Annotated in this window: 23 protein-coding genes; 8 read left to right on the forward strand and 15 right to left on the reverse strand. The window is 35.9% G+C overall.

The window, feature by feature from the left end; genetic code table 11:
* Positions 1-59 precede the first annotated feature (59 nt).
* Together feoB and ABJ955_RS06040 are read left to right on the forward strand one after the other, a co-directional pair.
* Positions 60-2,159 carry a ferrous iron transport protein B gene (gene feoB, locus ABJ955_RS06035; RefSeq protein ID WP_347373695.1) on the forward strand — a complete coding sequence of 700 codons (2,100 nt, stop codon included), beginning with the start codon at positions 60-62 and terminating at the stop codon, positions 2,157-2,159.
* An 18-nt stretch (positions 2,160-2,177) separates the two neighbouring features.
* A complete protein-coding gene (locus tag ABJ955_RS06040; protein ID WP_347373696.1) occupies positions 2,178-2,336 on the forward strand; it encodes a hypothetical protein in 159 nt (52 codons plus the stop codon).
* Here the strand turns inward: ABJ955_RS06040 and ABJ955_RS06045 are convergent, their stop codons facing one another.
* From ABJ955_RS06045 to ABJ955_RS06070, 6 genes are all read right to left on the reverse strand, one after another.
* Positions 2,337-2,756 carry a hypothetical protein gene (locus ABJ955_RS06045; protein ID WP_347373697.1) on the reverse strand — a complete coding sequence of 140 codons (420 nt, stop codon included), beginning with the start codon at positions 2,754-2,756 and terminating at the stop codon, positions 2,337-2,339.
* 203 nt (positions 2,757-2,959) lie between these two features.
* Positions 2,960-4,120 (reverse strand): metal ABC transporter permease, encoded by a 1,161-nt coding sequence (locus tag ABJ955_RS06050; protein ID WP_347373698.1) that lies wholly within the window; start codon positions 4,118-4,120, stop codon positions 2,960-2,962.
* Positions 4,117-5,235 carry a metal ABC transporter permease gene (locus tag ABJ955_RS06055; RefSeq protein ID WP_347373699.1) on the reverse strand — a complete coding sequence of 373 codons (1,119 nt, stop codon included), beginning with the start codon at positions 5,233-5,235 and terminating at the stop codon, positions 4,117-4,119. Before ABJ955_RS06055 ends, ABJ955_RS06050 begins: the two co-directional genes overlap by 4 nt.
* Positions 5,236-5,335: 100 nt before the next feature.
* Positions 5,336-6,076 (reverse strand): metal ABC transporter ATP-binding protein, encoded by a 741-nt coding sequence (locus ABJ955_RS06060; RefSeq protein WP_347373700.1) that lies wholly within the window; start codon positions 6,074-6,076, stop codon positions 5,336-5,338.
* Between the two features lie 18 nt (positions 6,077-6,094).
* Positions 6,095-7,000 (reverse strand): zinc ABC transporter substrate-binding protein, encoded by a 906-nt coding sequence (locus ABJ955_RS06065; protein ID WP_347373701.1) that lies wholly within the window; start codon positions 6,998-7,000, stop codon positions 6,095-6,097.
* 43 nt (positions 7,001-7,043) lie between these two features.
* Positions 7,044-7,697, reverse strand: coding sequence for a metal-dependent transcriptional regulator (locus ABJ955_RS06070; protein ID WP_347373702.1), 654 nt, complete (start codon positions 7,695-7,697; stop codon positions 7,044-7,046).
* A 94-nt stretch (positions 7,698-7,791) separates the two neighbouring features.
* Here ABJ955_RS06070 and ABJ955_RS06075 point away from each other — a divergent pair, with 94 nt between their 5' ends.
* Positions 7,792-10,095: a TonB-dependent receptor gene (locus ABJ955_RS06075; RefSeq protein ID WP_347373703.1), complete on the forward strand. Its 2,304-nt coding sequence runs from the start codon at positions 7,792-7,794 to the stop codon at positions 10,093-10,095.
* A 1-nt stretch (position 10,096) separates the two neighbouring features.
* Entirely contained in the window at positions 10,097-10,567 is a 471-nt protein-coding gene (locus ABJ955_RS06080; RefSeq protein WP_347373704.1) for a thioredoxin family protein, read from the forward strand.
* Here the strand turns inward: ABJ955_RS06080 and ABJ955_RS06085 are convergent.
* A complete protein-coding gene (locus tag ABJ955_RS06085) occupies positions 10,564-11,295 on the reverse strand; it encodes a TerB family tellurite resistance protein (protein ID WP_347373705.1) in 732 nt (243 codons plus the stop codon). The genes ABJ955_RS06080 and ABJ955_RS06085 overlap by 4 nt on opposite strands.
* A gap of 197 nt (positions 11,296-11,492) precedes the next feature.
* Between ABJ955_RS06085 and ABJ955_RS06090 the strand changes: the two genes are divergently transcribed.
* From ABJ955_RS06090 to ABJ955_RS06105, 4 genes are all read left to right on the forward strand, one after another.
* Complete coding sequence (locus tag ABJ955_RS06090) at positions 11,493-11,903, forward strand: BrxA/BrxB family bacilliredoxin (protein WP_347373706.1); 411 nt, start codon at positions 11,493-11,495, stop codon at positions 11,901-11,903.
* A gap of 16 nt (positions 11,904-11,919) precedes the next feature.
* The gene (locus ABJ955_RS06095) at positions 11,920-12,141 is read left to right on the forward strand and encodes a hypothetical protein (RefSeq protein ID WP_347373707.1); all 222 of its coding nucleotides are present in this window, start codon (positions 11,920-11,922) and stop codon (positions 12,139-12,141) included.
* A 77-nt stretch (positions 12,142-12,218) separates the two neighbouring features.
* Positions 12,219-12,962 carry a lysophospholipid acyltransferase family protein gene (locus ABJ955_RS06100; protein WP_347373708.1) on the forward strand — a complete coding sequence of 248 codons (744 nt, stop codon included), beginning with the start codon at positions 12,219-12,221 and terminating at the stop codon, positions 12,960-12,962.
* Positions 12,962-13,642, forward strand: coding sequence for an HD domain-containing protein (locus ABJ955_RS06105; RefSeq protein ID WP_347373709.1), 681 nt, complete (start codon positions 12,962-12,964; stop codon positions 13,640-13,642). The genes ABJ955_RS06100 and ABJ955_RS06105 overlap by 1 nt, the downstream gene beginning before the upstream one ends.
* Before the next feature lie 94 nt (positions 13,643-13,736).
* Here ABJ955_RS06105 and ABJ955_RS06110 read toward each other — a convergent pair whose 3' ends face one another.
* The 8 genes from ABJ955_RS06110 to ABJ955_RS06145 all read right to left on the reverse strand — a co-directional run bounded on the left by ABJ955_RS06110 (position 13,737) and on the right by ABJ955_RS06145 (position 25,452).
* Positions 13,737-16,007 carry a S9 family peptidase gene (locus tag ABJ955_RS06110; RefSeq protein ID WP_347373710.1) on the reverse strand — a complete coding sequence of 757 codons (2,271 nt, stop codon included), beginning with the start codon at positions 16,005-16,007 and terminating at the stop codon, positions 13,737-13,739.
* A 9-nt stretch (positions 16,008-16,016) separates the two neighbouring features.
* Entirely contained in the window at positions 16,017-16,151 is a 135-nt protein-coding gene (locus tag ABJ955_RS06115) for a hypothetical protein (protein WP_347373711.1), read from the reverse strand.
* Positions 16,152-16,493: 342 nt separating this feature from the next.
* On the reverse strand, positions 16,494-18,212 hold the full coding sequence (locus tag ABJ955_RS06120) for a helix-turn-helix domain-containing protein (RefSeq protein WP_347373712.1): 1,719 nt from the start codon (positions 18,210-18,212) through the stop codon (positions 16,494-16,496).
* A gap of 51 nt (positions 18,213-18,263) precedes the next feature.
* Positions 18,264-19,334 carry a PA0069 family radical SAM protein gene (locus ABJ955_RS06125; protein ID WP_347373713.1) on the reverse strand — a complete coding sequence of 357 codons (1,071 nt, stop codon included), beginning with the start codon at positions 19,332-19,334 and terminating at the stop codon, positions 18,264-18,266.
* Positions 19,335-19,410: 76 nt separating this feature from the next.
* On the reverse strand, positions 19,411-21,246 hold the full coding sequence (locus ABJ955_RS06130; protein ID WP_347373714.1) for a Xaa-Pro dipeptidyl-peptidase: 1,836 nt from the start codon (positions 21,244-21,246) through the stop codon (positions 19,411-19,413).
* 74 nt (positions 21,247-21,320) lie between these two features.
* Positions 21,321-22,889, reverse strand: a complete 1,569-nt coding sequence (locus ABJ955_RS06135; protein ID WP_347373715.1) for a hypothetical protein — start codon at positions 22,887-22,889, stop codon at positions 21,321-21,323.
* A gap of 139 nt (positions 22,890-23,028) precedes the next feature.
* On the reverse strand, positions 23,029-24,606 hold the full coding sequence (locus tag ABJ955_RS06140) for a hypothetical protein (protein ID WP_347373716.1): 1,578 nt from the start codon (positions 24,604-24,606) through the stop codon (positions 23,029-23,031).
* Positions 24,607-24,669: 63 nt separating this feature from the next.
* Positions 24,670-25,452, reverse strand: coding sequence for an enoyl-CoA hydratase-related protein (locus tag ABJ955_RS06145; protein WP_347373717.1), 783 nt, complete (start codon positions 25,450-25,452; stop codon positions 24,670-24,672).
* Positions 25,453-25,493 lie beyond the last annotated feature (41 nt).

The raw sequence follows: 25,493 nt of genomic DNA on the forward strand, positions 1-25,493 counted from the left end.
TAAAAAATTCGCTGGTAGTTAGGCGCAGCCGAATTGCGGTTATTGAGCGAAGTGGAACTATGGCAAAACACATAAACGTCTCCCTTATTGGAAATCCAAACACTGGAAAAACATCTGTTTTTAATCGGTTAACCGGATTGAACCAAAAAGTAGGCAACTATCCTGGAATTACTGTAGAAAAAAAGCAAGGCACCAGTAAATTTGGTCGTGCTTGCAAAGTTCACATACTAGATTTACCCGGAACATACAGTTTAAATGCTTCTTCGGTTGATGAAAATGTGGTTATTGAATTACTTTTGAATAAAAAAGATAAAGATTTTCCTGATGTTGCTGTGGTGGTTGCTGATGTGGAAAATTTAAAGAGAAACCTACTTCTTTTCACGCAAATAAAAGATTTAGGCATTCCTGCTATTCTTGCCATAAATATGACGGATAGGATGAAACGTAAGGCAATTACGCTGGATGTTGCATTGCTTGAAGAAAAATTAAATACTAAAATTGCCTTAATCAGTTCTCGGAAAAATTTAGGGTTTGATTATTTAAAAGAATTAATTCAAAATTACAACCAACTTTCAGTAAAACCGAGTTTAAATGCTTCCAGTATTGCCCCAGCGTATTTTGATCGATTACGAAAAGCTTTCCCAAATCAAGATCTTTACAAACTTTGGCTCGTTATAACGCAGGATGTAAATTTTGGAACCTTAAATAGAAATGAATTAAAAGGTGTAGCTACCTTTCAAACGGAATCTATTAGCAATCTAAAGCGGCTACAGCAAAAAGAAACCGTGGCGCGCTACCAATTTATTAATGAAACTTTAAAGGAAACACTGCATATAGATACTGCAAATGCAAAAGATTTAAGAAGCCGTTTAGACCGAGTTTTAACACATAAAGTTTGGGGTTATGTAATTTTCTTTTCCATTCTCTTGCTTATTTTTCAGGCTATATTCGATTGGAGTTCCTACCCTATGGATTTTATAGATAGTACGTTTGCTTCTTTTAGCGAATGGGCGAAAACCACTTTGCCTGCTGGAGATTTTACTAATTTAATTGCTGAAGGAATTATTCCTGGCTTGGGTGGAATTGTAATTTTTATACCGCAAATTGCCTTTCTTTTTCTCTTTATTTCAATTCTAGAAGAAACGGGTTATATGAGTCGCGTTGTTTTTTTAATGGACAAATTAATGCGTCGTTTTGGTCTAAGCGGAAAAAGCGTTGTGCCGCTCGTTGCAGGTACTGCTTGTGCTATTCCAGCAATTATGGCAACCCGAAATATTGAAAACTGGAAGGAACGATTGATTACTATTTTAGTTACTCCTTTTACAACTTGTTCGGCACGTTTGCCTGTTTATCTTATTATAATTTCTTTAGTTATACCCGATGATAGGGTTTTAGGAATCTTTAGCTTACAAGGACTTACCTTGATGTTTATGTATATTTTAGGCTTTGGAGCAGCAATTTTTTCGGCCTATATTTTAGATAAAATTTTAAAAATTCGCACTAAAAGTTTTTTTGTAGTCGAAATGCCAAACTACAAACTTCCGCTTCCAAAGAATGTGATAATTACCGTAATTGAAAAAACCAAAGCGTTTGTATTTGGTGCGGGTAAAATTATTCTTGCAATTTCAGTTATTCTATGGGTTTTGGCTTCTTATGGCCCTGGAGATTTCAATAATGCGGAAGAAATAATTCAGGAACAATACGCATCAGAAAATTTGTCAGAAGAAGATTTTGCAATGCATGTAGATTCTTATAAATTAGAAAACTCATACATTGGGCATGTGGGGCATGCCATAGAGCCGGCAGTGAGGCCATTGGGTTACGATTGGAAAATAGGAATTGCTATTGTGAGTTCTTTTGCCGCACGTGAGGTATTTGTAGGAACACTAGCAACTATTTATAGTGTAGGAAGTGAACAAGAAGAAACCATAAAAAATAGAATGGCTGCCGAAATAAATCCAGTTTTAGGCGGACCATTGTTTAATTTTGCAAGCGGGGTTTCGTTGCTTTTATTTTATGCATTTGCAATGCAATGCATGAGTACGTTGGCCATCGTAAAAAGAGAAACAAATAGTTGGAAATGGCCGATGTGGCAATTGGTTGTGATGACTGTTATTGCCTATGTAGTAGCCTTAGCAGCGTATCAAACTTTGAAATAAAATAAGTATCTTTGTAAGATGCAGCAAATATTAGTATTAATAACGTTTTCAATTGCAGCAGGCTTTTTGCTTAAAAAGTTTGTGTGGAATCCTATTTTTGAAGCACGCCAAAACTCCGGTGGAACACTGGATGGCGGAAAAACGAAATGTGGCAAGAAAGATTGTGGCTGTAACTAATTAGCTATTCTTTTCTTTACAAATCAATAAAACATAATTTTTATCCTTGCCAATGCTTTCTGAAGTAGCGGGGTAGGGATTTAATTTTAATCCGTTGATTGCAAACTCTGGAGAACTAAAGAGATTTGTGTTTTTTTCTTCTTCAGGTCTAACTTCACCGAATATCAAGATTTTCTCTTCAGTTTTTCCATTTGAAGTCACTTCAACTTTTACCTTTGCCCGTCCCGCCCAAATACAGTTAACATTAGTAGGACAACGAGAATCTTCTAAAACTTCTGCAAATTTTATTTTTATACCGTCCAGATTAATCGTTTCGCCTTTTGTTACTTTTATAGCAATTTTAGGCGCTTGCGTAGGATTATCTTGCCCGAATGCAATTGTTGAAAAAAGGATAAGTATAGCTAAAAGTGAATTTTTCATTTGTAATATTTAGTTGTTAATACTGAATATGAAATGTCTTATATTGCCAGCTTCAATTAATTTTGAAACTTGTTTGAAGCATTTTAGTGTAATAATAATTGATTTCAACTTTAAAGATACTATAAAAAATAATGCCAAAAAATTGACTTGCTATAAATGCTAGCTGTTATTGCTTTTTAGTGAGAGTTCTTCAGCTTTTATACTTACCCTCTAAAGAGAAAGAAATCTTCTTTCATAGGCTCAATTTTTTCGTCTTTGTTATTAATGATGTATTCCAAAGACTTTTCAGTAAAAGTAAGCCCTTTTTTAGTGAGACAAACCACATCGTTTTTTATTTCAATAAGGTTGTTTTTTTCGGCTAAATCTAAAACTGTTCGCGCCCTTACTTTATGCCAGTTTATATGTTCTTGTAAATGGTTTACATGTCTTTCACTTTCTTCTTCATGTCGGTTTAAATGTAAGAGAAAAGTAATTAATGAAACCTCTATTTTTTGTTGCTTTTGGCGGTACATCACAGAGATAAGTCCTTTTTTTGGAGCAAAGAGATACACTGTTAAAAACAGCACACCCAAAGTAGTAGCTATAGAACCAGAGATAGAAGCATCAAGTAAATTTGCTACCCAATAGCCAGAAATTGCCGAAAAAACACCGAAAAACATAGCTAAGCCTATCATTTTTTTAAGGTTGGTAGTTAGCAAATAGGCCGTTGCAGCAGGAGCAATCATTAAGGCCACTACTAGTATTGCACCTACAGCATCAAAAGCGCCAACAACGGTTATAGATGAAATAGACATTAAGCCATAATGCATAATTACGGGCGAAATACCCATAGCTGAAGCAATTCCAGCATCAAAAGTGCTTACTTTTAATTCTTTATAAAACAAGATTAATAAGCATATAGTAAGTGCTAAAATACTGCCCATAACCCAAAGCGATTTTGGACCCCAATCTGCCCCGCCTAACATAAACCTATTAAAAGGAGCAAAGGCAAGCTCTCCTAGTAATACAGCATCTACATCTAAGTGAACATCATTTGCGTTTTTCGAAATTAATATCACTCCTATACTAAACAAAGCTGGAAACACTAAGCCAATAGCCGTGTCTTCTTTTACCAAGCCCGTTTTTTGAATGAATTCAACCATAACAACGGTAATAACCCCCATTAAAGCGGCTAAAAGAATAAGTAAAGGCGAGTTTAAATCCTGTGTGATAAAAAAACCAATGACCACTCCTGGAAGAATAGAATGACTTATAGCATCGCTTATTAATGCCATTTTACGAAGCACCAAAAACACTCCCGGTATAGCACAAGCAACTGCCACTACTGCGGCAATAAGTTGAATTTCTATTTGTGGATTACTCATATCGCTTTTTGATTATACATTTGCTGTGCTTGGGTATACCCCTTTGGTGTCATTGCCCACTGTTGTCCGTTAATTTCTATCCAGCCTTCGTTTTCTAATTTTTTAAGTGAATTCTTTGTAAACCCTTGGAAGTTGTTTAATATACGAATAGCGTGCGGATGCGAAATGTTTTCGTGCTCTTGGGCTATATTATACATAAACTGAAGGGTTTTCATCAGCTGCAAATCTGAACGGTTTTTATGAAAGCGTATCTCCCGAAACAACAAGCCTCTTTTGGGTGAAAAAATAAAGGAGAAAAGCACAAATACTCCAGCTACAAGAACGATAACAGGACCTGTAGAAAGGTTATTCTGACTAGCGCTAATGGCAGTACCGAAAACACCGGAAAAAGCACCAAATAAAGCTGCAAGAATAACCATAGTGCCAAGGCTATTAGTCCATTGCCTTGCCGCGGCTGCAGGCGCTAATAAAATAGCGCTCATCAATACAACACCCACGGTTTGAAGCCCCAATACAATTGCTAATACTATTAAAAAGGTTATTAGAACATCTATAAACTTAGTGTTAAAGCCAATGGTTTTAGTGTAATCTGCATCAAAGAGTAGAATCTTAAATTCTTTCCAAAAAAGCAACATAACAAAAAGTGAAATTCCAGTTACGATAACCATTAACCGCACATCGCTTTCCATGAGTGTTGCTGCTTGCCCAAAGAGGTATTTGTCTAAGCCCGCTTGATTGGCATTGGGTTGTTTTTGAATAAAAGTTAATAGCAACATGCCAAACCCAAAAAATATGGAGAGTATCAACCCTAGGGCGGTATCGCTTTTTAAATGTGTTTTTGTGGTAATTCCACGTATCCAAAAGGTGCCTATTAATCCACTTACCAAAGCACCCAACAAGAGTGTTCCAGAATCCTTAGCACCTGTAATTAAGAACGCCAAAGCAATACCCGGTAAGGCGGCATGCGAAATGGCATCGCCCAACAAACTCTGCTTCCTAAGTACAGCAAAGCTTCCCAACATGCCACATATAGCACCTAGCACCGCAGTTCCTAATGTAATGGTACGCAGGGTGTAATCTGTCCAGAGTAAATTAAAATATTCGGTTATTGACATAGTTTAAGACGGTAGGTAGTCTTTAGTTTGTTGCCTGTGATTTAATGTTTTGTTTTTCTTTCAATATATTTAAAATGAACTTATTAACTTCGTTGAAAACCTACTTATTGACCGCAACCTTATAATTAATTCCATAGGTTTCAGTTAAGTTGTCATCATTAAAAATTTCTTTTACTGGACCAGTTGCTATTTTCTTCACATTTAAAAAGGTAACCCAATCAAAGTATTCTGGGACGGTTTGTAAGTCGTGATGTACTACTACAACCGTTTTTCCAGCTTTGCGCAATTCCTTTAAAATATTAATAATAGCAATTTCGGTAGTAGCGTCAACTCCTTGAAAAGGTTCGTCCATAAAGTAAATAGACGCGTCTTGTGCGAGTGCTCTCGCTAAAAATACACGCTGTTGCTGTCCACCACTCAATTGGCTTATTTGTCTGTTTTTATAGGTGAGCATACCTACTTTTTCCATTGCCTCTAGTGCCATTTTCTTTTCCTTTTGTCCGGGTCGTTTTATCCAACCCAAGCTACCGTAAGTACCCATCATAACCACATCTAAAGCGGTAGTAGGAAAATCCCAATCTACGCTTCCTTTTTGAGGTACATAGGCTACCATTTTTCGTTGTTTAGAATAAGGTTTTCCGTAAATGCTCACACTACCAGCTATGGGTTTTATGATACCCAAGATTGTTTTTATAAGTGTAGATTTACCAGCGCCGTTTGGCCCCACGATAGCCATTAAAACGCCTTCGGGTATAGCGAGGTCTATATCCCATAACACGGGTTTGTAATTGTAAGCAACGGTAAGGTCGTCTATTTGTACTGCCAATTTCTGATTGTCCATTTGCTTTTGGTTTGCGCCTTATTTAAGGGCATTAATAATGGTATTTACGTTGTATTTAAACATGCCAATATAAGTGCCTTCATCGGTGCCAGGATTGCCTAGCGCATCGCTGTATAAAGAACCTCCAATCGCTACATTGTGGTGTTTAGAGAGTACCGCTTGTTGTAATGCTTCTATGGTTCGCCTTGGAACTGAGCTTTCAACGAATACAGCTTTAATATTATTCTGAATTATAAATTCTGAAAGATTCTGTACGTCTTTTACGCCTGCTTCTGTAGCGGTAGAAATTCCCTGTAGTCCTACAACTTGAAACCCATATGCCTTTCCAAAATAATTAAAAGCATCGTGAGCAGTAACTAAAATACGCTTTTCTTCAGGAAGGCTTGCAATAACAGCTTTTATTTCAGCTTCAAGAGCGTCGAGTTTTTTTTGATAGACACTGTTGTTTTCAGAATAAAATTCGGCGTTCTTAGCATCAGCCTTAGAAAGTTCGTCGGTTACTATTTGAGCAAACTGCTTAAAAAATTGAATGTTAAACCAAACATGAGGATCGTAATTTGAAGCAAAGTATTCAGAAGGAATCAATTCATTTTTAGGCAATCTATCCCCTAGAGAAACGGTGTTTTTTTTGCCTTCCATTTTTTCAAATATATCTACCAGTTTTCCCTCTAAATGAAGTCCGCCATAAATAATGATATCGGCTTCATAGAGTTTAGTAACATCGCCTTCACTAGCTTTGTACAAATGCGGATCTACGCCTGCACCCATAAGCCCTTGTAGTGAAACCTTGTCGCCACCAATTTCCGAAACTAAATCGGTTAGCATAGTTGTTGTGGTTACAACCCTAATCTTTCCCGAAGTATCTGTAGTGTTTTTACACCCTAAAAAGAACGTTATTACACTTAATAGTATAAGTTTTTTCATTGTTTTATATGAAGTAAAAAAGGTGTTTAATCTTTTTAAATACTTAAGTTGTTTGAACATATAGGTTTTCAGAGATTTTATGTGAAATGAAAAAACGATCTTCTTCCACTTGAATTATCATTGAACCATCAAAAAATTCCTTTCCTATAACTGAAATTTTGGTGCCTATACTTATGTTTTTCTTGTCTAAATATTGAAGAAATTCTGCGCTGGATTCTTTAACGCCCACACAAATCCCTTGTTGATTTTTTTCAAGCTCTGCAAGAAGTTTTTTCTCAGTAGCTTTTAAAACTCCATGTTTATCTGGAATTGGATCGCCATGTGGGTCAAAATCAGGACTGCCTAAAAATATGTCGAGACGCGTTATTAGTTCTTCTGACTGTATATGCTCTAATTGCTCTGCAATTTCATGAACCTCATCCCAATGAAAATTTAATTTTTCTACTAAAAACACTTCCCAAAGACGGTGTTTTCTAATAACATTAGCAGCGACTTTTCTACCTGTTGCAGTAAGCTGTGCGCCTTTGTATCTTTTGTAGATCAACATCTTTTTTTCGGCGAGCTTTTGCACCATATCTGTTACAGAAGACGGCTTGGTGTCCATGCTCTCTGCTATTGCATTCGTGCTTATTTCACCTTCGGTTTCAAGCTCTAAATGAAATATGGCTTTTAAATAATTTTCTTCGGCTAGGGTCATAGTAACTTTTTAATCTATGCAAATATATATTTTTTTATTCAAAAATATAATTTTAGTTTTGTCTAAAATAATAATTACTTTAAACTAATATATTATGAAAATCGTATGTTTTTTTTTATTAATGGCCTCTTTTGTTTCGGCACAGCAGCAAAAAACAACTATTACAGGGACAGTTTTATCAAATAATAAGGCTGTTGCTTTTGCCAGTGTATATGTTAAAGATAATTCCATGGGGACTAGTACCGATATCGATGGAGATTATACGCTTACAGTTACTCCAGGCACCCTAACTTTAGCGGTACAAATGCAAGGATATCAAACTAAAGAGCTCACTTTAAATATAACTGAAGGCCAAACAAAGCTTGTGAATTTTACTATTGTGGAGCGCGATGAAGAGTTAGATCAAGTTGTAGTAACAGCTACAAGAACCGAAAAGCGACGCACCGATTCGCCAGTAATTGTAAACCTCATAAACAGTAAAACGCTGGAACAAGTAGTAGCAACAGATCTTTCTGAAGGGCTGAGATTTCAACCAGGCCTTAGAGTAGAAACAGATTGTCAAACCTGTAATTACACTCAAATACGAATGAATGGATTGCAGGGGGGGTATTCACAAATCTTGATTAATGGGCGTTCTGTTTTTAGTCCGTTGACGGGTCTTTATGGCCTTCAACAAATTCCTGTAAATATGATTGAGCGAATTGAAGTAGTTCGCGGGGGCGTTTCAGCCTTATACGGCTCTAGTGCTATTGGTGGAACTGTGAATGTAATTACTAAAATTCCGAAACAAAACAATTACAGTTTAAGTTATACCTACGAAAATATTGGCGGTAGTTCCGATCAAAATTTGATTAATGGTAATGCCACAGTTGTAAGTAAGGATTATAATGCTGGCGCAAATTTTTTCGTCAGCAATAGACGAAAGTCTGCGCATGATGAAAATGGCGATAATTACTCTGAATTACCTGAATTAAAGGGGAATTCTTTTGGGGTAAATGCTTTTTACCTTCCTACAGAAAACTCAAAACTAGAAATGAGTATTAGTAGTTTATACGAATATCGTTATGGTGGCGAAATAGTTGATAAACCTGCACATTTAGCAAAACAATCTGAAGAACGAACCCATAATGTTTTAATGGGAAGCTTGGATTATCAGCTTAATTTTAATGAAGATAAAAGTTCGCTAATAATGTATTACGGCGGTCAAATTACAGATCGCGATCATTATACAGGTATAATTCCAGATGATGCGCAAGAAATGCAAAGCTTCTTTGCTGCACCGCCTTATGGGGTTTCAGAAGTTATAACACATCAAGGGGGTTCACAATTTAACCATAAATTTAATGCATTTTTGGGAGGGTCAACCGTATTTACTGGAGGGGTAGAATTTATTTATGACGATGTCTTCGACGAAATTAAATCGTATAATTATCTAACCGATCAGACAACGCAAAACATAGGTGTTTTTGTTCAGAATGATTGGGATATCACCCCAAGTTTAAATTTTCTTTCTGGTTTTCGTATCGATAAGCACAACTTGGTAGATAAGGCTATTTTTAGTCCACGTCTTTCACTTCTATACAAACTAAAAGAAACTACACAATTCCGTTTAGGATGGGGAACAGGATTTAGAGCTCCACAAGCTTTTGATACCGATTTGCATATTGCATTTGCAGGAGGCGGAATTTCTAGAATATCACTTGCTGAAGATCTATTTGAAGAAAAATCTAACAGTTTTACAGCCTCTGTAAATCACGATAAAGCTACCGAGCATTTTATTGCTGGTTTTACTGTTGAAGGCTTTTACACACATTTAAACGATGCCTTTTATCTATTCCCATTAGGCGAAGATGATTTTGGCGAACGCTTTGAAAAACGAAACGGTAGCGGAGCATCAGTAAAAGGGGTTACGGTAGAAGCACGTGCAAATTTTGATTATGTGGTAGAAATTGATGCCGGTTTTACCTTCCAATCTAGCAAGTTTGATGATGCCGTAGAAAATATTGAAGGATTGCCTGCAACGCGTGAGTTTCTGCGCACACCCAATAATTATGGATACGCCACCTTAACCTATACCCCTACTAAAAATTTAAGTGCGAGTGCAAACTTAGTTTATACAGGAAAAATGAATATAACCCACTTTGCTGGTGAAGGTACGGGACAAGATGTAGATGAGTATTTTAAAACTTCACCGTTCACAGAGTTAAGCTTTCGCCTTGGGTATACCTTGAATATCCCAAAAGTGAGTACTGCGCTGGAAATTTACGGCGGAGTAAAAAACCTAACAAATAGCTATCAAGACGATTTTGACACTGGTAAAAATCGCGATAGTAATTACATATTTGGTCCTAGCGCCCCAAGGTCTGTATTTGTAGGTTTAAAAATTAATTCACTTTAAAATGTTGAAGAATTATTTTGTCTTTCATATTTGTTTGGTAGTATTAGTCAGTCCCACTTTTTCTCAGGAAAAGGCGGTTCACTGGCTTAGTTTTGAGCAATTGGAAGATTCGCTTCAAAAAAATCCAAAGAAAGTATTTATACACTTTTATGCAGATTGGTGTACTCCCTGCTTAAAAATGCAACGCGAGGTTTTTACAGACGATAGAATAATTGAAATGTTAAACAACAATTATTACGCGCTAAAGATGAATGTAGAAAGTAAAGACACGATTTACTTCGGAAATGAGGTGTTTATTAATAAAAGAGCTAGGCGAAGAAATCCTGTACATCAAATTCCGTTGTTGATGGCGAGCCAGAAAGGGAAGCCGTTTACACTACCAGCTTTGATTTTTCTAGATGAAAAGTTTCAAGCTAAGGCGCGCTATTTTCAATATTTGAATGTAGCGCAACTAACAAAAATTTTAAATTAAAATCCGCGTTCTTTCTGAAGCTGTTCGTAAGCTTCTTGTACTTTTTTAAACTTTTCTTCACCTCCTTTTTGGTGGGCTTCATCCATATGTTGCAGTTTATCTGGATGGTATTTTTTAACCATAGTACGGTAAGCAGTTTTTATTTCGGCATTGGTTGCCGTTTTTTCTATTTCTAAAATTTTATAGGCACTGTCCGGGTTTTTAAAGAACATCGCTTTTATACTTTCAAAATCGCGGGCGTAAATTCCTAAAAAACCAGAAATTCGATTAATTTCATTTACTTCAGAAGTTGAAACATTTCCATCGGCATTTGCTATGCTAAAGAGAAAATGAAGTATTTGTAATCTGCTTTCATAGCGCGTTCTTTGGCGTAAAAGGGTACAGATGTTTTGTGCCGAAATTTCTTGCTTTTTAATAACTTCATTAAAAACCTTAAACGTGGCATTTGCGCGCGCTCTACCATAGGCTTGCACAAAATATTGACGTACATAATCTAATTCTGTTTGGCTTACATTTCCGTCAGCTTTTATAACCAAAGAAGCCAGTGATAATAAATTTAATTCAAAATCTGCAGGAGTAACTTGTTGCTGTGACGTGCCAAATGAAGTTTGAAAAACTTTGCCCTTTACACTAAAATTATCAATAAGGCTTCCTACTAAAAACCCAACAATGGCTCCAGGAAAACGATACAAAGCATATCCAAGAACGGCTAATAACCAACGAAGCATAAAAGTGTAATTTTTCTTTTTTTGAGCCGACAAAGATAACCATTAAAAGAAACAATCAACAAACCTCAAAATACCTAAAAAGAATAATTGCGAATTTGTTCTTTCTATAGCGTTTGAAACTTGTTAATTGGAACTTTAATAGTAACGAAATGCTTAACTTTGCACTTTAATTATAATGCACAATAAATTTAAATGATATGTACCCACCTGAATTAGTAAAACCAATGCGTGAAGACCTGACAAGAGTAGGTTTTTCTGAATTACATACCGCAAATGATGTGGAAGATGCTTTAAAAAAAGAAGGAACAACTTTAGTAGTTGTAAATTCTGTTTGTGGTTGTGCTGCAGCAAATGCACGCCCAGGAGCTACTATGTCTCTTGAAAACGACAAAAGACCAGACCATTTGGTAACTGTTTTTGCTGGCGTTGACAGAGAAGCTGTTGATGCTGCAAGAGCGAATATGGTGCCATTTCCTCCAAGTTCGCCTTCTATGGCGTTGTTTAAAAACGGCGAATTAGTGCATATGCTTGAACGTCATCATATAGAAGGGCGTCCAGCAGCGATGATTGCCGAAAATTTAAAAGGCGCTTATAACGAATTTTGCTAATATTTAGGGCTTTTTTATGAAGTTGAGCAAGCCTTTAGTGATAGTTGTGGGCATCTTAGCATTAGGAGCTTTGGGGTATAATTTCTATGAAAACCCAAGCGTTTCTTATCTTTTTGGAAAAGAAATAAATGACTGGCTTTACAGAGCCTTCTGGTTATTAATTGTTGGACTTTGTGTTTACAATTACATACAAATAGACAGAAATACCTTGAAAAATAAATCGAAATCTAAGCGTTGATTTTTTAAGAATGAATTTTTAAACAAGGATAAAGGAAAACCGTTTTTTTAAAGCGGTTTTCTTATTTTTGAACGCAAATGAAAGTACTAGCAAAATTTATTAGTTATCCTTTTTCAGTCTTGTTCTACCTGTTTTTTGGGATTACAATTCTTGTTTTTCATCCCCTACAATGGATTTGTTTCAATTGGTTTGGGTATAAAGCACATAAAAAATGTGTCGATTATTTTAACTGGACACTATTGCGGTGTTTGCATGTTTTAGGCACTACTTTTAAGGTGAAAATTGATGCAAATATCCCCACAGATGTGCCGCTTATTATGGTTTCTAACCACCAGAGTATGTGGGATATTTCACCTATAAGCTGGTATTTGCGTAAATATCACCCTAAATTTATTTCGAAAGTAGAACTAGGGAAAGGTATTCCGTCTGTTTCCTATAATTTACGACACGGAGGTTCTATTTTAATAGATCGGAAAAACCCGCGTCAGGCTTTGGTTGAAATGGTGAAATTCTCCAAATACCTTCAGAAAAACAACAGAAGCGGAGTGATTTTCCCCGAAGGTACACGTAGTAAAACAGGGGTTCCAAAACCCTTTAGAAGAACAGGGCTGCAAACACTCTTTAAAAAAGTACCCGAAGGCTATGTGGTACCCGTTTCTATTAATAATTCATGGAAACTGCAACGCTGGGGGATGTTTCCCGTGCAAATGGGTGTTTGTTTAGAACTTACTGCACATCCTGCTATTAAAATTTCAGACTTTGAAGTGGAAGCCTTAATAGATAAAGTAGAAGCCACAATCACTTCAAATATCCATAAATAATGAGCGATTTATCCTCACGTGGCAATACTCAAGTTTCAGAAGTAATAGAGAACACTATTGCTTTTGTAAAAGAAGAATTGCATAATGCCGAAGGCGGTCACGATTGGTTTCATATAGAGCGGGTTTATAAAAATGCCTTGCTAATAGCTAAGAATGAAAAAGTAAATACTACCGTTGTTGCCCTTGGCGCATTGCTTCACGATATAGCCGATTCAAAATTTCACGATGGCGACGAAACTGTTGGCCCAACAAAGGCGAGAGCGTTTTTAGAAACTCAAAACATTTCAGAAGAACACATAGTTCATATTGTAAAAATTATAGAAAACATTTCGTTTAAGGGCGGCAACAAAACACAAGACTTTAGTTCGCACGAGCTAGACGTTGTACAAGATGCCGACAGGTTAGACGCCTTGGGAGCCATTGGCATTGCTCGCACCTTTAATTACGGGGGTTTTAAAAACAGAAAACTCTACGATCCAGCAATAAAACCTGTGTTGCACATGACGCCTTCAGAATACAAGGCTTCTACTGCACCAACGATTAATCATTTTTACGAAAAATTACTGCTTTTAAAAGACAAAATGAATACCCAAACTGGACGGAGTATCGCTGAAGAAAGACATGTTTTTATGGAGAATTTTCTGCAACAGTTTTATGCAGAATGGGAAGGAAAAAAATAAAAAACCTATCAAGTTTAAATTCTTGATAGGTTTTATAGTTAAAGGATTTTTTTAAGTCTTAGCTCTTAGGTCCTTTAATGTATTTGTTTTATGACTATTTAAGGTGTTCTGCAAAAAAGCCCATCATCGCTTTATATAAAGTCAATCTGTTTTCTTCTTTACCAAAACCATGACCTTCGTCGTATTTTACCATATAAGGCACCTCAACGCCTCTTTTGCGTAAGCTCTCAACAATTTGGTCTGCTTCATCAATATTCACTCTTGGATCGTTAGCGCCTTGTACCACAAATAAAGGTTTTGCGATTTTAGCTACATGCAATGCAGGAGAAACTTCATCCATAATGGCTTTTTCTTCAGGAATTGATGGGTTGTACCAAATTTTGTACAACAACTCACGGTATTTTTCCCAATATGGAGGAATAGTTCCCATAAAGGTATGCAAGTTACTTACTCCCACATAATCTACACCACAGGCATATTTTTCTGGAGTTTTTGTCATTCCGCGTAAAACGGCATAACCCCCGTGACTTCCGCCGTAAATAGCAACCTTGTCTTTATCTGCCCAGCCTTGTGCTATTGCGTAATCTACTCCGTCTTCAACATCGTCCATTGCTTTTCGGCCTATTTGCCCAAAGCCAGCTTTTAAAAATGCTTTACCATAACCGCCCGAAATTCGGAAGTTAACGTGTAGTGTAGCATAGCCACGGCTTGCGAACAACTGTGCTTCTGGGTTAAAACCCCAATTATCTCGTACACCTTGCGGGCCGCCGTGTGGATTTACAATCATTGCAACGCGATCTCCTTCTTTATAGTTATTTGGTAATGTAATGTAACCGTATAGCATAAGGCCGTCGCGACTCTTAAATTTAATAGGCTTCATAGTAGCCATGTCTTCAGCTTTTAAATGAGGTAAAAGCTTGTAAAGTAGTGTTACTGTATCTTTTTTAACATCGTATAAATAGTATTCTCCTACTATCTTATCGCTGGTAACAACTACCATATACTGAGACTCATCGTCTGTTTTTCCAACTGTAAAAAATTGCTTTTCGCCAAATTCCTTCTCTAAACGAGAATAAATTTTCTTGTAAGTTTCACTAACAGGAACAACAACGGTTTTCTCGCCAGTATAGCTGAAATAGTCTATTTCGTAATCTCTTTTTCTAGAAAGCGACACGCCAGAAACATCAAAAGTATCATTGCTAAAAAGTGTTTTTATCTTTTTATTTTCTTTTAAATCAAACAGTTGAATTTCAATTTTATCGCCTTCTAAATTTGAAATAACATAGGCGTCATCTGGGTTTTTTGTCGCTGGATTAAAAGATGAAATAGAAAATGTATCTCCAAACTCGGTAAGTTTTACACGGGTAAACTCGCCATCAATTTTATACAGCAATTCCATGTTTATACCATCTACAATTCTGTCTATAGCACGTAGGTTACCTTTTCTATCAAAATGGTAGCCACTTATTGGTGGATCACCCGCTTTAACTGTGTATAATTTTGTAGCCTCACCCGTATTAATATTAAGACGGTATGGTTCTTCTTGTTGCAGATCGTCTTTATTCATCTGTATAATTACATTGTTAGTATCTTCTTTTAAAGATTCAATAATGTTTACACGAACACCATCATAAGGCGTTAAATCTTTCTTGTTCTGCCCCGTAATATCTACCCCGTACACGTGATAGTTTTCGTCTCCTCCTTTGTCTTGCATATAGAGAATTCGGGTGTCATTAGCCCAATAAAAACCACGTATTAAATCTTCTTCTTGTTTAATAAGCAAGGTTTCTTTTTGGGTTGCCGTTTCCTTTAAGTATAAGTCGCGTTCGCCACTTTCTCTACGTTTTAAATAGCTTATATACTTACCGTCTGGTGAAAGCTGGAAAGAATAAGCATCTGGAGTTTTAAAATAATCTTCAACAGAATATTTATAGCTGCCAGATTCCATTGCAGCTAGTTTTTCTAGTGCTGCATCGGTAGATGGAAGTGCGGTATTTCCTGGTTTTGTTTTTACTGTTTTTTTCAATGTAAGTGGATATTTTTGCCCCATTTGTTCGTAGGTTCCTTCAATGCTATCACCCGATAATGAACCGGTATAGGTCATTTTCATTTTAGCAGAAGTGATAGTTACTTGATCGTCCTGCAATATTACAGAATCGAGTTCAATTCCAGTAGCGCCTTGGGCAGGAACATCAAGGGTTGCTTTTAATCCGTCTTCAGAAGTAGAAATATTATAGATTAACTCCATTTGCATGCCCTGAACATCGAGCGTTCCACTATAGGAACCCTTAAGCTCTTGAGCATTTACTGACCCTGCTAAAAGCAGGAGTGTTATTGCGATTGAATATTTTATAAGTGTTACCATGGCTTGAGTTTAAAAAATTAGTTTTACGATTAGATAGATTACAACTCCTATAACAAGGCCAATTGCAAATTTTATAAGTTGAATTCGAGTGGATTTAGCACTCTTTTTGTTTTTTTCTTTTGAAGTGATTTCTTGTGTTTCCATATTTTAGGTTTTTAATTTTAGTGATGTTGTAGGTGTATATATTGGGTTACAAATACGTAAGCTATAAGTGCGAATGATATAAACCATAATATTGTTTGTTTTTTTGAAGTTTTCATAAAAGTTAGTTTTAGTTATAATAAAATGTTGCATTTATTTCTGAAACAAACTTCTTAAACAAAACACTATAATAAAAAAGAAGCATCCCCATATTTAGGAAATTCGGGAGATAAAAAAATCACGCTACACACTTAAAACAGTAGGCTTACAAAATATTTACGCGCTTTTAAGATGAAGAGAAAACAGCAACCCTATATTTATAAATTTAGGGTGTAAAGTGAGTTTTTAGGTGATATTCTTGATTTCCTTGATGTAAAAAGACGGATTTAAACCCGTGTCTTTTTTGAAGTATTTGGTAAAGGAATCTGCCGATTTATACCCCACTTCTTCGGCAATAGATTGTATGGAATACGACCTGAAAAGCACATCGTTTTTAAGACGCATTATGGTGTAGTTTATTCGAAGATCGTTAATATAGGTATTGAAATTTTTACCGTAATGCGAGTTGATTACTTTTGATAGATAGGAAGTATTTGTATTTATCTTTTTGGCAACATTGTATGAGTTGCATTCTAGTTTTAAAAAATACTCTTGTTTTTCTAGCTTTTTAAGTCCGTCTAAAATTTGTGACTTTACTTCTTCAGAAACATCGCTGGTATTTGTTTCTTCTAAAATTTCGTCTTTAGTATTTATAATATCTGTGGGAGATTTAGCCGTTTCAATTTTTGAAAGTAATTCCTGGAACTTTACTTCATTCTTCTTTTTAATTTGATAAAATCGAAGGAGTAAAAATAGAAGCGCCAAAATTATTAAGGTTGCGCCTAATAATATATAATTGAGGTAGTTTTGCTTTTCATCTTTTTCAGCTTCAAGAATTTTGAGTTCGTTTTTAAACGTTTCAATTTCTTGTGCTTTGGTTGATGCTTTTACCTCACTTTTAATTTTATCAAATTCAGAAGTTGTATTTATAAACTTCTCAAAGTAATAATTTGCTTTTTCAAAATCGCCCGTTTCCTTATAACTATCTGCTAAAAGTTTATAAAAATCAGACATAAAGCCTTCTTCGCTAGGCTTTACATTGTATTCGTCTAAGGCTTGTTGTAAGGTTGTTTTTGCAGCTTCAAATTTGCCCGCACCGTGTTCAGATTTCCCGATGGCATATTTATTTCGCAATTTTAATACTGGAATACCTTGATCACAAAGTTTTGATGCTGTTTTAAAATTTTCTTTGGCTTGGGTATATTTTTTTTCGAAGTAATCAATCTCGCCAAGGGTTTCATGTAAAGTACGCTTATTGCAGCTGTCTGTAGGAGTTATTAATTCTGAAATAAATTTAGCGTACTGCTTAGCCGAATCTGCTTGCTTCAATTTTAAAAATGAATTTGCTTGACTAGCATAGATATTGGTTAAATATGCTGTTTTCATCTCAGCATTAAAAACAGAATCTATTGATTTGTTCTTATAAATTAATATACTTTTTTTACGAATATCTATCGCTTTTTGATGATCTCCAGATATTTGTAATATATATGAAGTTAACTGTAAAACATTTTCCTTTAAGAGATTGTCGCCTATTTCTTCAGCTAGCAAAAGCGCTTTGTCTGCAAGATCAAGTGCTTTTGAAGCATTCGAAAGCCCTAATTGAATACTTGCCCCTAAAACATAAGTTTTAGTAAGCTCTACTTTTAGATTGTTTTTCGTGGCAAAGTTTAAAGCCTTTTCATAGTGTGTTTGCGCTTTATCGTATTCTATATACGAAGTATAAATATATGCTATATTGAAAATTCCCTGCCACTCTTCTTTTTTGTTCTGTTCATTTTGTGCTTTTAAAATATAGGCTTCAGATGCCTCTATAGCTATAGGAAGATTACTGTAAATATATTTATTAATAGAGTCGTTAATTGATTGATACGTCAATTGTGAAAGCGCTTCTTTCTGCTGCCCAAAAAAGAAGGTGCAGTTTAAGATGAAGCTGTAAAGAAGCACTTTTTTAATAAATCCCATAGATTTAATCAGTCGAATTTTCGAACAACATAAGGGCGGTAAAGTTACTAATTAAAATAATTTTAGCTGCGGGTTTTTAAGCTGAAGAAAATGTGAAGTATTCAACGGTTCAATTTTCAAACCCTTTAAATATTTCTTTTTCGCAATTGCCATAGTGTTTTTTACTTGCTCACTTATCGTTCCTTCGCCTTTTATGCGTCTTCCCCAGTTGCTGTCGTTGAGGTTTCCACCGTGACATTCTGCTATTTGATTTAAAATGCGATCTGCTTTATCTGGGATCGTTTTATACGCCCAGTCTTTAAAAATTTCTGCAACCTGCCCGTTTAGCCTCACAATAGTGTAACTTACATCTACCGCTCCAAGCGCTGCTACCTTTTTTACTAAGGGAAGAATTTCGTGACTGTTTAAAGATGGGATTATTGGCGCCATCATTACGCGCACGGGAATACCGTGTTTTGAAAGTTCCTCAACTGTTTTTAATCGTTGTTTAATACTCGCTGTCCTTGGCTCTAGTAGCCTTCGTGTATCTTCAGAAAGTGAAGTGATAGAGATATTTACCGAAATGGTGTTTAATAGTGCCATTTCTTTTAATATATCGAGGTCGCGAAGTATTAATGAGTTCTTGGTGATGATGCCTGTTGGGTGTTTCCACTTTAGCATTACTTCTAGACATTTTCTTGTTAGCTCTAGCTTGCGTTCTAAGGGTTGGTAACAATCTGTATTTCCTGAAAAAACAATAGTGTTTCCCTGCCAGTTTTTTGAACTTATCTTTTCTTCTAAGAGTTGCGGTGCATTTTTTTTAAAAAGTATGTTTCGTTCAAAGTCTAAACCTGCGCCATAACCCCAGTATTCGTGCGAATTCCTTGCATAGCAATACACACAACCGTGCTCGCAACCCTGATACGGATTTGCCGAAAAACCCATTCCAACATCTGGACTATTCACTTTGTTTACAAAGGTCTTTGGGAAAACTTCTATGTATTTGGTTTTATTTTTGTCGGCTTCCTCTCCTTCCGCTTCACAGAAATTAAGGTATTCATCCAATACTTCATGACTGTTTTCAAAGAAACGGTTGTGTACATTTTTCTGGGCGCCACGGCCTTTTAGAAAATCAGCGGACATAAAAAAACTTTGAAGATTGGGTTTCTTCAAAGTTAATTATAATTTGGAATAAATCCTTTATTATTCGGAAATAATCCTATTTGCTTATTGCCTTATTAAATGCTTCCTTACCGCCAACGATTGGAATTTCAATACTAGTTCCATCAAGATCAATAGTGAGTGTCGTTCCCGGTGCTGGCAAAAGTGTGAATTTGTTATCGCTAGAAAAAATCATCAACCCAATTTGCTGTCCAGCTGGAATTATTTGATCGTCTGGAATAAGGTCAAAAGACATTTCATAAAACTTACCTGGAATTAAAGGTTCACTTTCTGTAATTGACTTGTAATTTTGTGGGTCTGCCCAACCTCTCGTTATAATATTGTCGGTTATTTTTGTGTTTTTGCCTTTATTCCAAGGCAAGGAAACCATCCAAACAGAAAGATTTGCCGCTGGTTTGCTGCTTGCCAACTTTATATTCAACTTAGAAAGCCCTGAAAGATGAAGGTCTTCTTTTAAAATAGGGGTTACAAATAATAATCTGTGAATAGAATTTTCAAGTTGCGCGAGTGAGTCTCCCGAAAAATGATAATCATCAACCAAAGTTAGTGTGCCTTGTTTTTTAATTTTTTCAACCGTCAGCATTCCTTCATTTTCTGAATTCGCTTTAAGCTTAAATGTAACCATTTCAGCATCCGGATTTGGATAATTGGCATAGGAGGTAGGATTGTTATTGTCATCATTTTCGCGAACTATCCACGCTTTTGGCCCATTTTCTCCCGAAGTTTCGGGACCGTTTTCTATTCCGAAAAGATATTTTGTAAACCATTTATTCATCATTGCTAGTGGTGGAGGGCCACCGTGTCCCTTTTGATGGTAATAGATTTTTACGGGCAGTCCCATATCTTCCGCAGCCTTGTAAATTCTATAACTGTGCTCTGGCATTACGTTCCAATCATTAAAGCCGTGAGCCATAAATAATGCGGCTTTCATTGGTTTCATATCATTCAAATAATCTCTGCCAGCCCAAAATTCGTTGTAATCGCCTGTTTTACGGTCTATTCCGTTTGCAATTTCAGTATCGCGATACACTTTATTGTTGTGGGCGCGTTTAGACTCGTCGCCACTGTGAATAAAATCGTAGAGTACATCTACATCTTCACCTAAATAACCGCCAGGTGAACGCACTAGACCATTACTTCTGTAATAATGGTAATAGGAAGTATTTGGCGCAATAGGAATAATAGCTTCAAGACCTTCAACACCTGTAGTTGCAGCTGCTAACGGAATGGTACCGTTATACGATGTTCCCGTCATCCCCACTTTTCCGGTGGCCCAATATGCTTTTACTTCTTCGTTTCCATCTGGACTTGTATAGCCTTTTGCACGACCGTTTAACCAATCTATAACCGCTTTTGGCGCTAAGGATTCATTATCGCCACCAACGGTTGGAGACCCTTGTGAAAGCCCCGTTCCAGGCGATGAAGAATGAACAACTATATAGCCTCGCGGCACCCAAGTTTTAATTTGTGTATTCGATATTATGGGCCGCTCGCCACGTCTGGTTACAGAGGGATGCACTATTTCTTTGCTTTCTTCGCCTAATTCCTGATACACATCGTAAAATGCACCTTCAGTTTCTGGGGCGACACCTGCAAAATAAGGGCTTGACTCATAAATTACCGGAAGTTTTAAGCCGTCGGTTTCGGTTTGTTTGGGTCTTGTAACGTCTACGTGCATTCTATCTGGTTTGCCGTCGCCGTCAGTATCGAAAGTGGTTTCTACCCATAAATCTGTTCTAATCCAATCGTTTGAATTTTCAAAAGCTGGAACTATTTGTGCCTCGCCGTCTTTAAACCACGGTTCGGCTTTTTCTTGGGCGGTAAAAGAGAATGTCAATAAAAAGACAGCAAATAATAGGATGTATTGTTTCATAATTTTTTAAAATAGAATTTCTAAAGTTAAGAATCTTATAAAAAGTTTAAGTTTTAAACGAAACAATTTGAAAATTAAAAAGCCAATTTCACCAGCATTGGTTTTTTGTTGCTTTCTGCTTGCACCAAAATATCCGATTCGTTTAATAGCACCCCAAATCGCAGCCCGAGATGTGCGTTGTAAATATCGGGAAACAAAATCTTATCGTACCTAAATGCACCTGTTTCGTATATTTTTAAAAGGTATAACCGCGGCCCTTCCTTAAACTCAACTTCATTGTTTTTCAAAACTTTTAAATCTGAAGCCGCGTTTACAAAATAATAGGAAATATTGTTTTTAGTGGTAGAAGCATACGATAGAAAAGGAATATTATGCAGCGACCAAGCGTTTTGCTTTTTGTTGATGTTTTTCGCCCAAACTAATTCGCCATTGCTATTTATCCTGCAACTAATAATGTCTTTATAAATTCGATTTGCGCCTGCATTTTTATCTGCAATATATATTTCAAATTCTTCAGCATTAATAATTACATCGTCATTTTCTAGCATAAAAGTGCTTCTGTATGAAAGGAAAGTTTTTAATTTTTCTTTCACCTTTCCATATTTTTCTATCATAAATTTTTCGGAAAAGGGTTGAAAGGATTCTGAGAATGTTGTTAGAGATTTTGAATCTAAATTCAATCGCATAACCCCACTATACCCCATAAAGTTGCTAAAAAAACCTGTGGTTGAAGGGTTGGTATAAAGTCCTACTGCGGCGAGTTTTTCTGCATTATTCACCAATTGAAGCGAACGAATAATATTGTTGCTTTCTATTGAAATTAGTTGTTGTTTTTTTGAGACTGGATCTGCTGAAAAAAGAATAAAATAATAATTTGGAGCATCTTTCTTTTCTAAAACTATATCGCCGTTATTAAAAACTCTCCCCAAAAAATAGACCCTGCCTTCGTTGTCCATTATCATATTTAGGTATTCTAACTGCAGATTTTTATTAGCAGATTCTTTTAGAGATATTATGCTTTCGAATTCGTATTCGTAAATTTTTTCAAATTTTTTATTGAACGCAATAACTAGCAGCGCCATACCTTCTTTTGTTTTGGTGAAAAGATTTAACGCAAGAAAGTCCCCGTTTTCAGATTCTACAATATCACCCATAGTATTGTTATGGTGAAGATTGTATTCTGGCTCGCTGCGAATCCCAAAATGATCGTATTTGTTAAGGCGGGTTCTGTCTAAGGCGTAGATTTCTTTTTCATTAAAATTGAAATCTTCTTTTGAAGAAGTTAAGGTAGCAAAGGCGTATTTTTTCGCTTTATAATTATATTGAAACTGTAACAAAATCACCGAATCTTCTGTTAAAAACAAACCTTTAATTTCGTTGCGGTTTACTTCGACGGTTGTTCTTTTTAGCAATTTTAAATCTTTGTTGTAATGCTCAATATAATAGCCCTTTGGGTTTGAAAGGCTGGAGTAGTAATTTCTAACTGTGAAAATGTCTCCGTTCGTATCTTCTTTCGCAAATAGAAGTGTGGTCTTGTATTTTTCATCTTTAAAAATTTCACTTGCCGAAATTTTCAGCGAGTCTAGTTGCGCATAACTCATTGCGCCAAATAAAACGAAAAACAAAAAAATAATATTCCTCATAACTTTTAAATCATTTATAAACTGAATTTAGCTCTCCAAAAAAAATAGCCTTTCGTCTTAGGGAAAGGCTATTTTTAATAAAGTTGAAATATGTAAAGTATTTTTCAAATTTTAGAAAAACGAAATACATTGTTTTAGCCTACATAATATTTAATTTCAGAAATTGTTTTTTAGTTTTTTTTCTTCCTATAAAAACCATTTCCGTTCCATCGTTTGAGGTATGAATTCCTTGACTTACAAAATAAGGAACCTCCGTATCTTTATCATCTACGATGCTTTTGAAAGTGTAGTTTCCTTCTTTATCAATTTTAATGGCATAAAGATTTGATTTTTTAAGGTTTCCTTGTTTAAATTCTATTCGGTCGTTGCTGATTTTTCTAATCTTGTCTGAGCAATTAATAAAAATGTAGGTGTCATCACCCACTAAGGTAGATGAGAATGATAGATATTCGTTGAAAGTTCCTGCTGTGGCTTGTTTCTTATTTATATTTCTAGCCCACAAAAGCTTTCCATCTTTGTTTATTTTAACCGATACAACATCGTTATAATGGTATATAGGAGTGGAATTCAACCCTCCATTCATACTTGTGCGGGTGGAATGGGTAATATAAAATTCCTCTGCGTTAAGAACAATCTCTTCTTCTTGGTTTATAAAAGCACTTCTGAAACTTAAGTTTTTAAGTTCTTTATCTTTTACTTTTCCATATTTATCGTTGATAAATTCTTCTGAAAAAGGCATGTAACTCTCCTTGGTAATCGCAAGGGTTTCCGGATCTAAATTAAAACGGCAAACCCCTTTGTAACGGTAATCATTTTTTTCAGAATAAAAACCTGCACAGCTAATGCTGTTTTTGCCACGGACGGTAAATAGCGAGCCAATAAAGTTTTCATCGGGTGAAAAACTTACGCTTTTTTCAGTTGTAGCCGTAATTTTGTGAAGCTCGTAATTGTAGTTTGCTTTGCCTTTCTTTTTAGTTCGGGTAGAATTATTCTCAAAGACTTTTCCGAGCAAATAAATTTTTCCTGTTTCATCGTCAACATCAATGTTTTCGTACTGAAACAGTCTGTCTTTTATATCTCTTTTAAACTCTCTTTCAAAAACAGGTTTGAAATCTTTGTCGAAAACATACAGTCGCTGAGTTTGCGATTCTTTGTCTTTTATGTCAAAATTCACACAAAAGAAATTCTTTTTAGCTGAAAAAGTAACTTCCCCAAAAGGATTTGAATCCATTTGGTCGAAACCATTAGTCATAAAAAACGGCCCAAAGCCTATTCCGAAATATTTTTTCACTTCATCTTCATTAAGTGAAAAAAGTGTTCTTTTTTTAAAATCTAAACTGCTCAGCGAACTTTCAAGAATGTTGAAATTAAAAGTATCTGCTTTTTTATCGAGCGCAGTTTCTAAAATAAATACGGTCCCATTATTAATCATGAGACCTTTTACTTGGCTTTTGTCTATGTCAATTTCGGCTTCATTAACTTGTTTTAGATTCGCGTCATAATGGTCAATGTAGTACCCTTTTGGCATTTGGATCATTCCGCCTCTATATTCGCGAACGGTAATAAAACCGCCATTTCCATCGCTTTCGGAAAATAGCAGGGTGGTGTTTTTCTTGTTGTCTTTAAATACTTCGCTGGTTTTAGATTTTACTGAAATATCTTGGGCATAGGTACTATATGAACCTATAAAAAATAATAAAATTAGTAACTTTCTCATTGGTTAGGATTAAGGTTTTTACGTTATGCAAAATACAAAATCAAAACTATTAAAAAGAATATTTTATTTTCCTGGAAATACCGCTTTTCGCTTTTGTAGAAATGCTTGCGTCCCTTCTTTAAAGTCTTCAGTGCCAAAACAATTGCCAAATTCTTCTATCTCTACTTCGAAACCATTTTCACCATCTTGGTAGTTCGCATTTATAGCATTTATTGCAGAAGCAATTGCGACTGAGGAGTTTCGCATAATTTTTCCGGCAATTTTTTCGGTAAATTCTAATAACTCTTCGGGAGTTGTTACGTGGTTTACCAAGCCGTACTCAAGTGCCTGGGTAGCATCAATCATTCCGGCGGTCATAATCATTTCCATCGCGCGACCTTTGCCTACTAATTGTGGCAATCGCTGGGTGCCGCCATAACCGGGAATTACGCCAAGGGAAACTTCCGGCAGTCCCATTTTTGCATTATTTGAAGCAACACGAAAATGCGCTGCCATTGCTAATTCCAGTCCGCCACCCAAGGCAAAACCATTAACGGCAGCAATAACAGGTTTAGAAAGATTTGCTACAAAGTCAAAAAGTAATTCTTGACCTTTTGCAGCTAGTTTTCCTCCTTCTTCAACAGAAAAATCTGCAAACTCACTAATATCTGCCCCAGCTACAAAAGCTTTTTCACCACTTCCGGTAATAATAATCACCTTGGTTTTGGATGAATTTTCAGCTGCTTCAAAAGCCTTATGCAGTTCTTGAATTGTATCACGATTAAGGGCATTTAGCTTTGAAGGGCGGTTAATTGTAATCGTAGTAATACCATTATTAGTTTCTGAAAGTATGTTTTGAAATTTCATGTTTTGTGTATTCTGGGTTGTTTTCACAAAGCTACTAAAAA

This window comes from Aequorivita sp. Q41 (assembly GCF_039831855.1).
Lineage (GTDB): Bacteria > Bacteroidota > Bacteroidia > Flavobacteriales > Flavobacteriaceae > Aequorivita.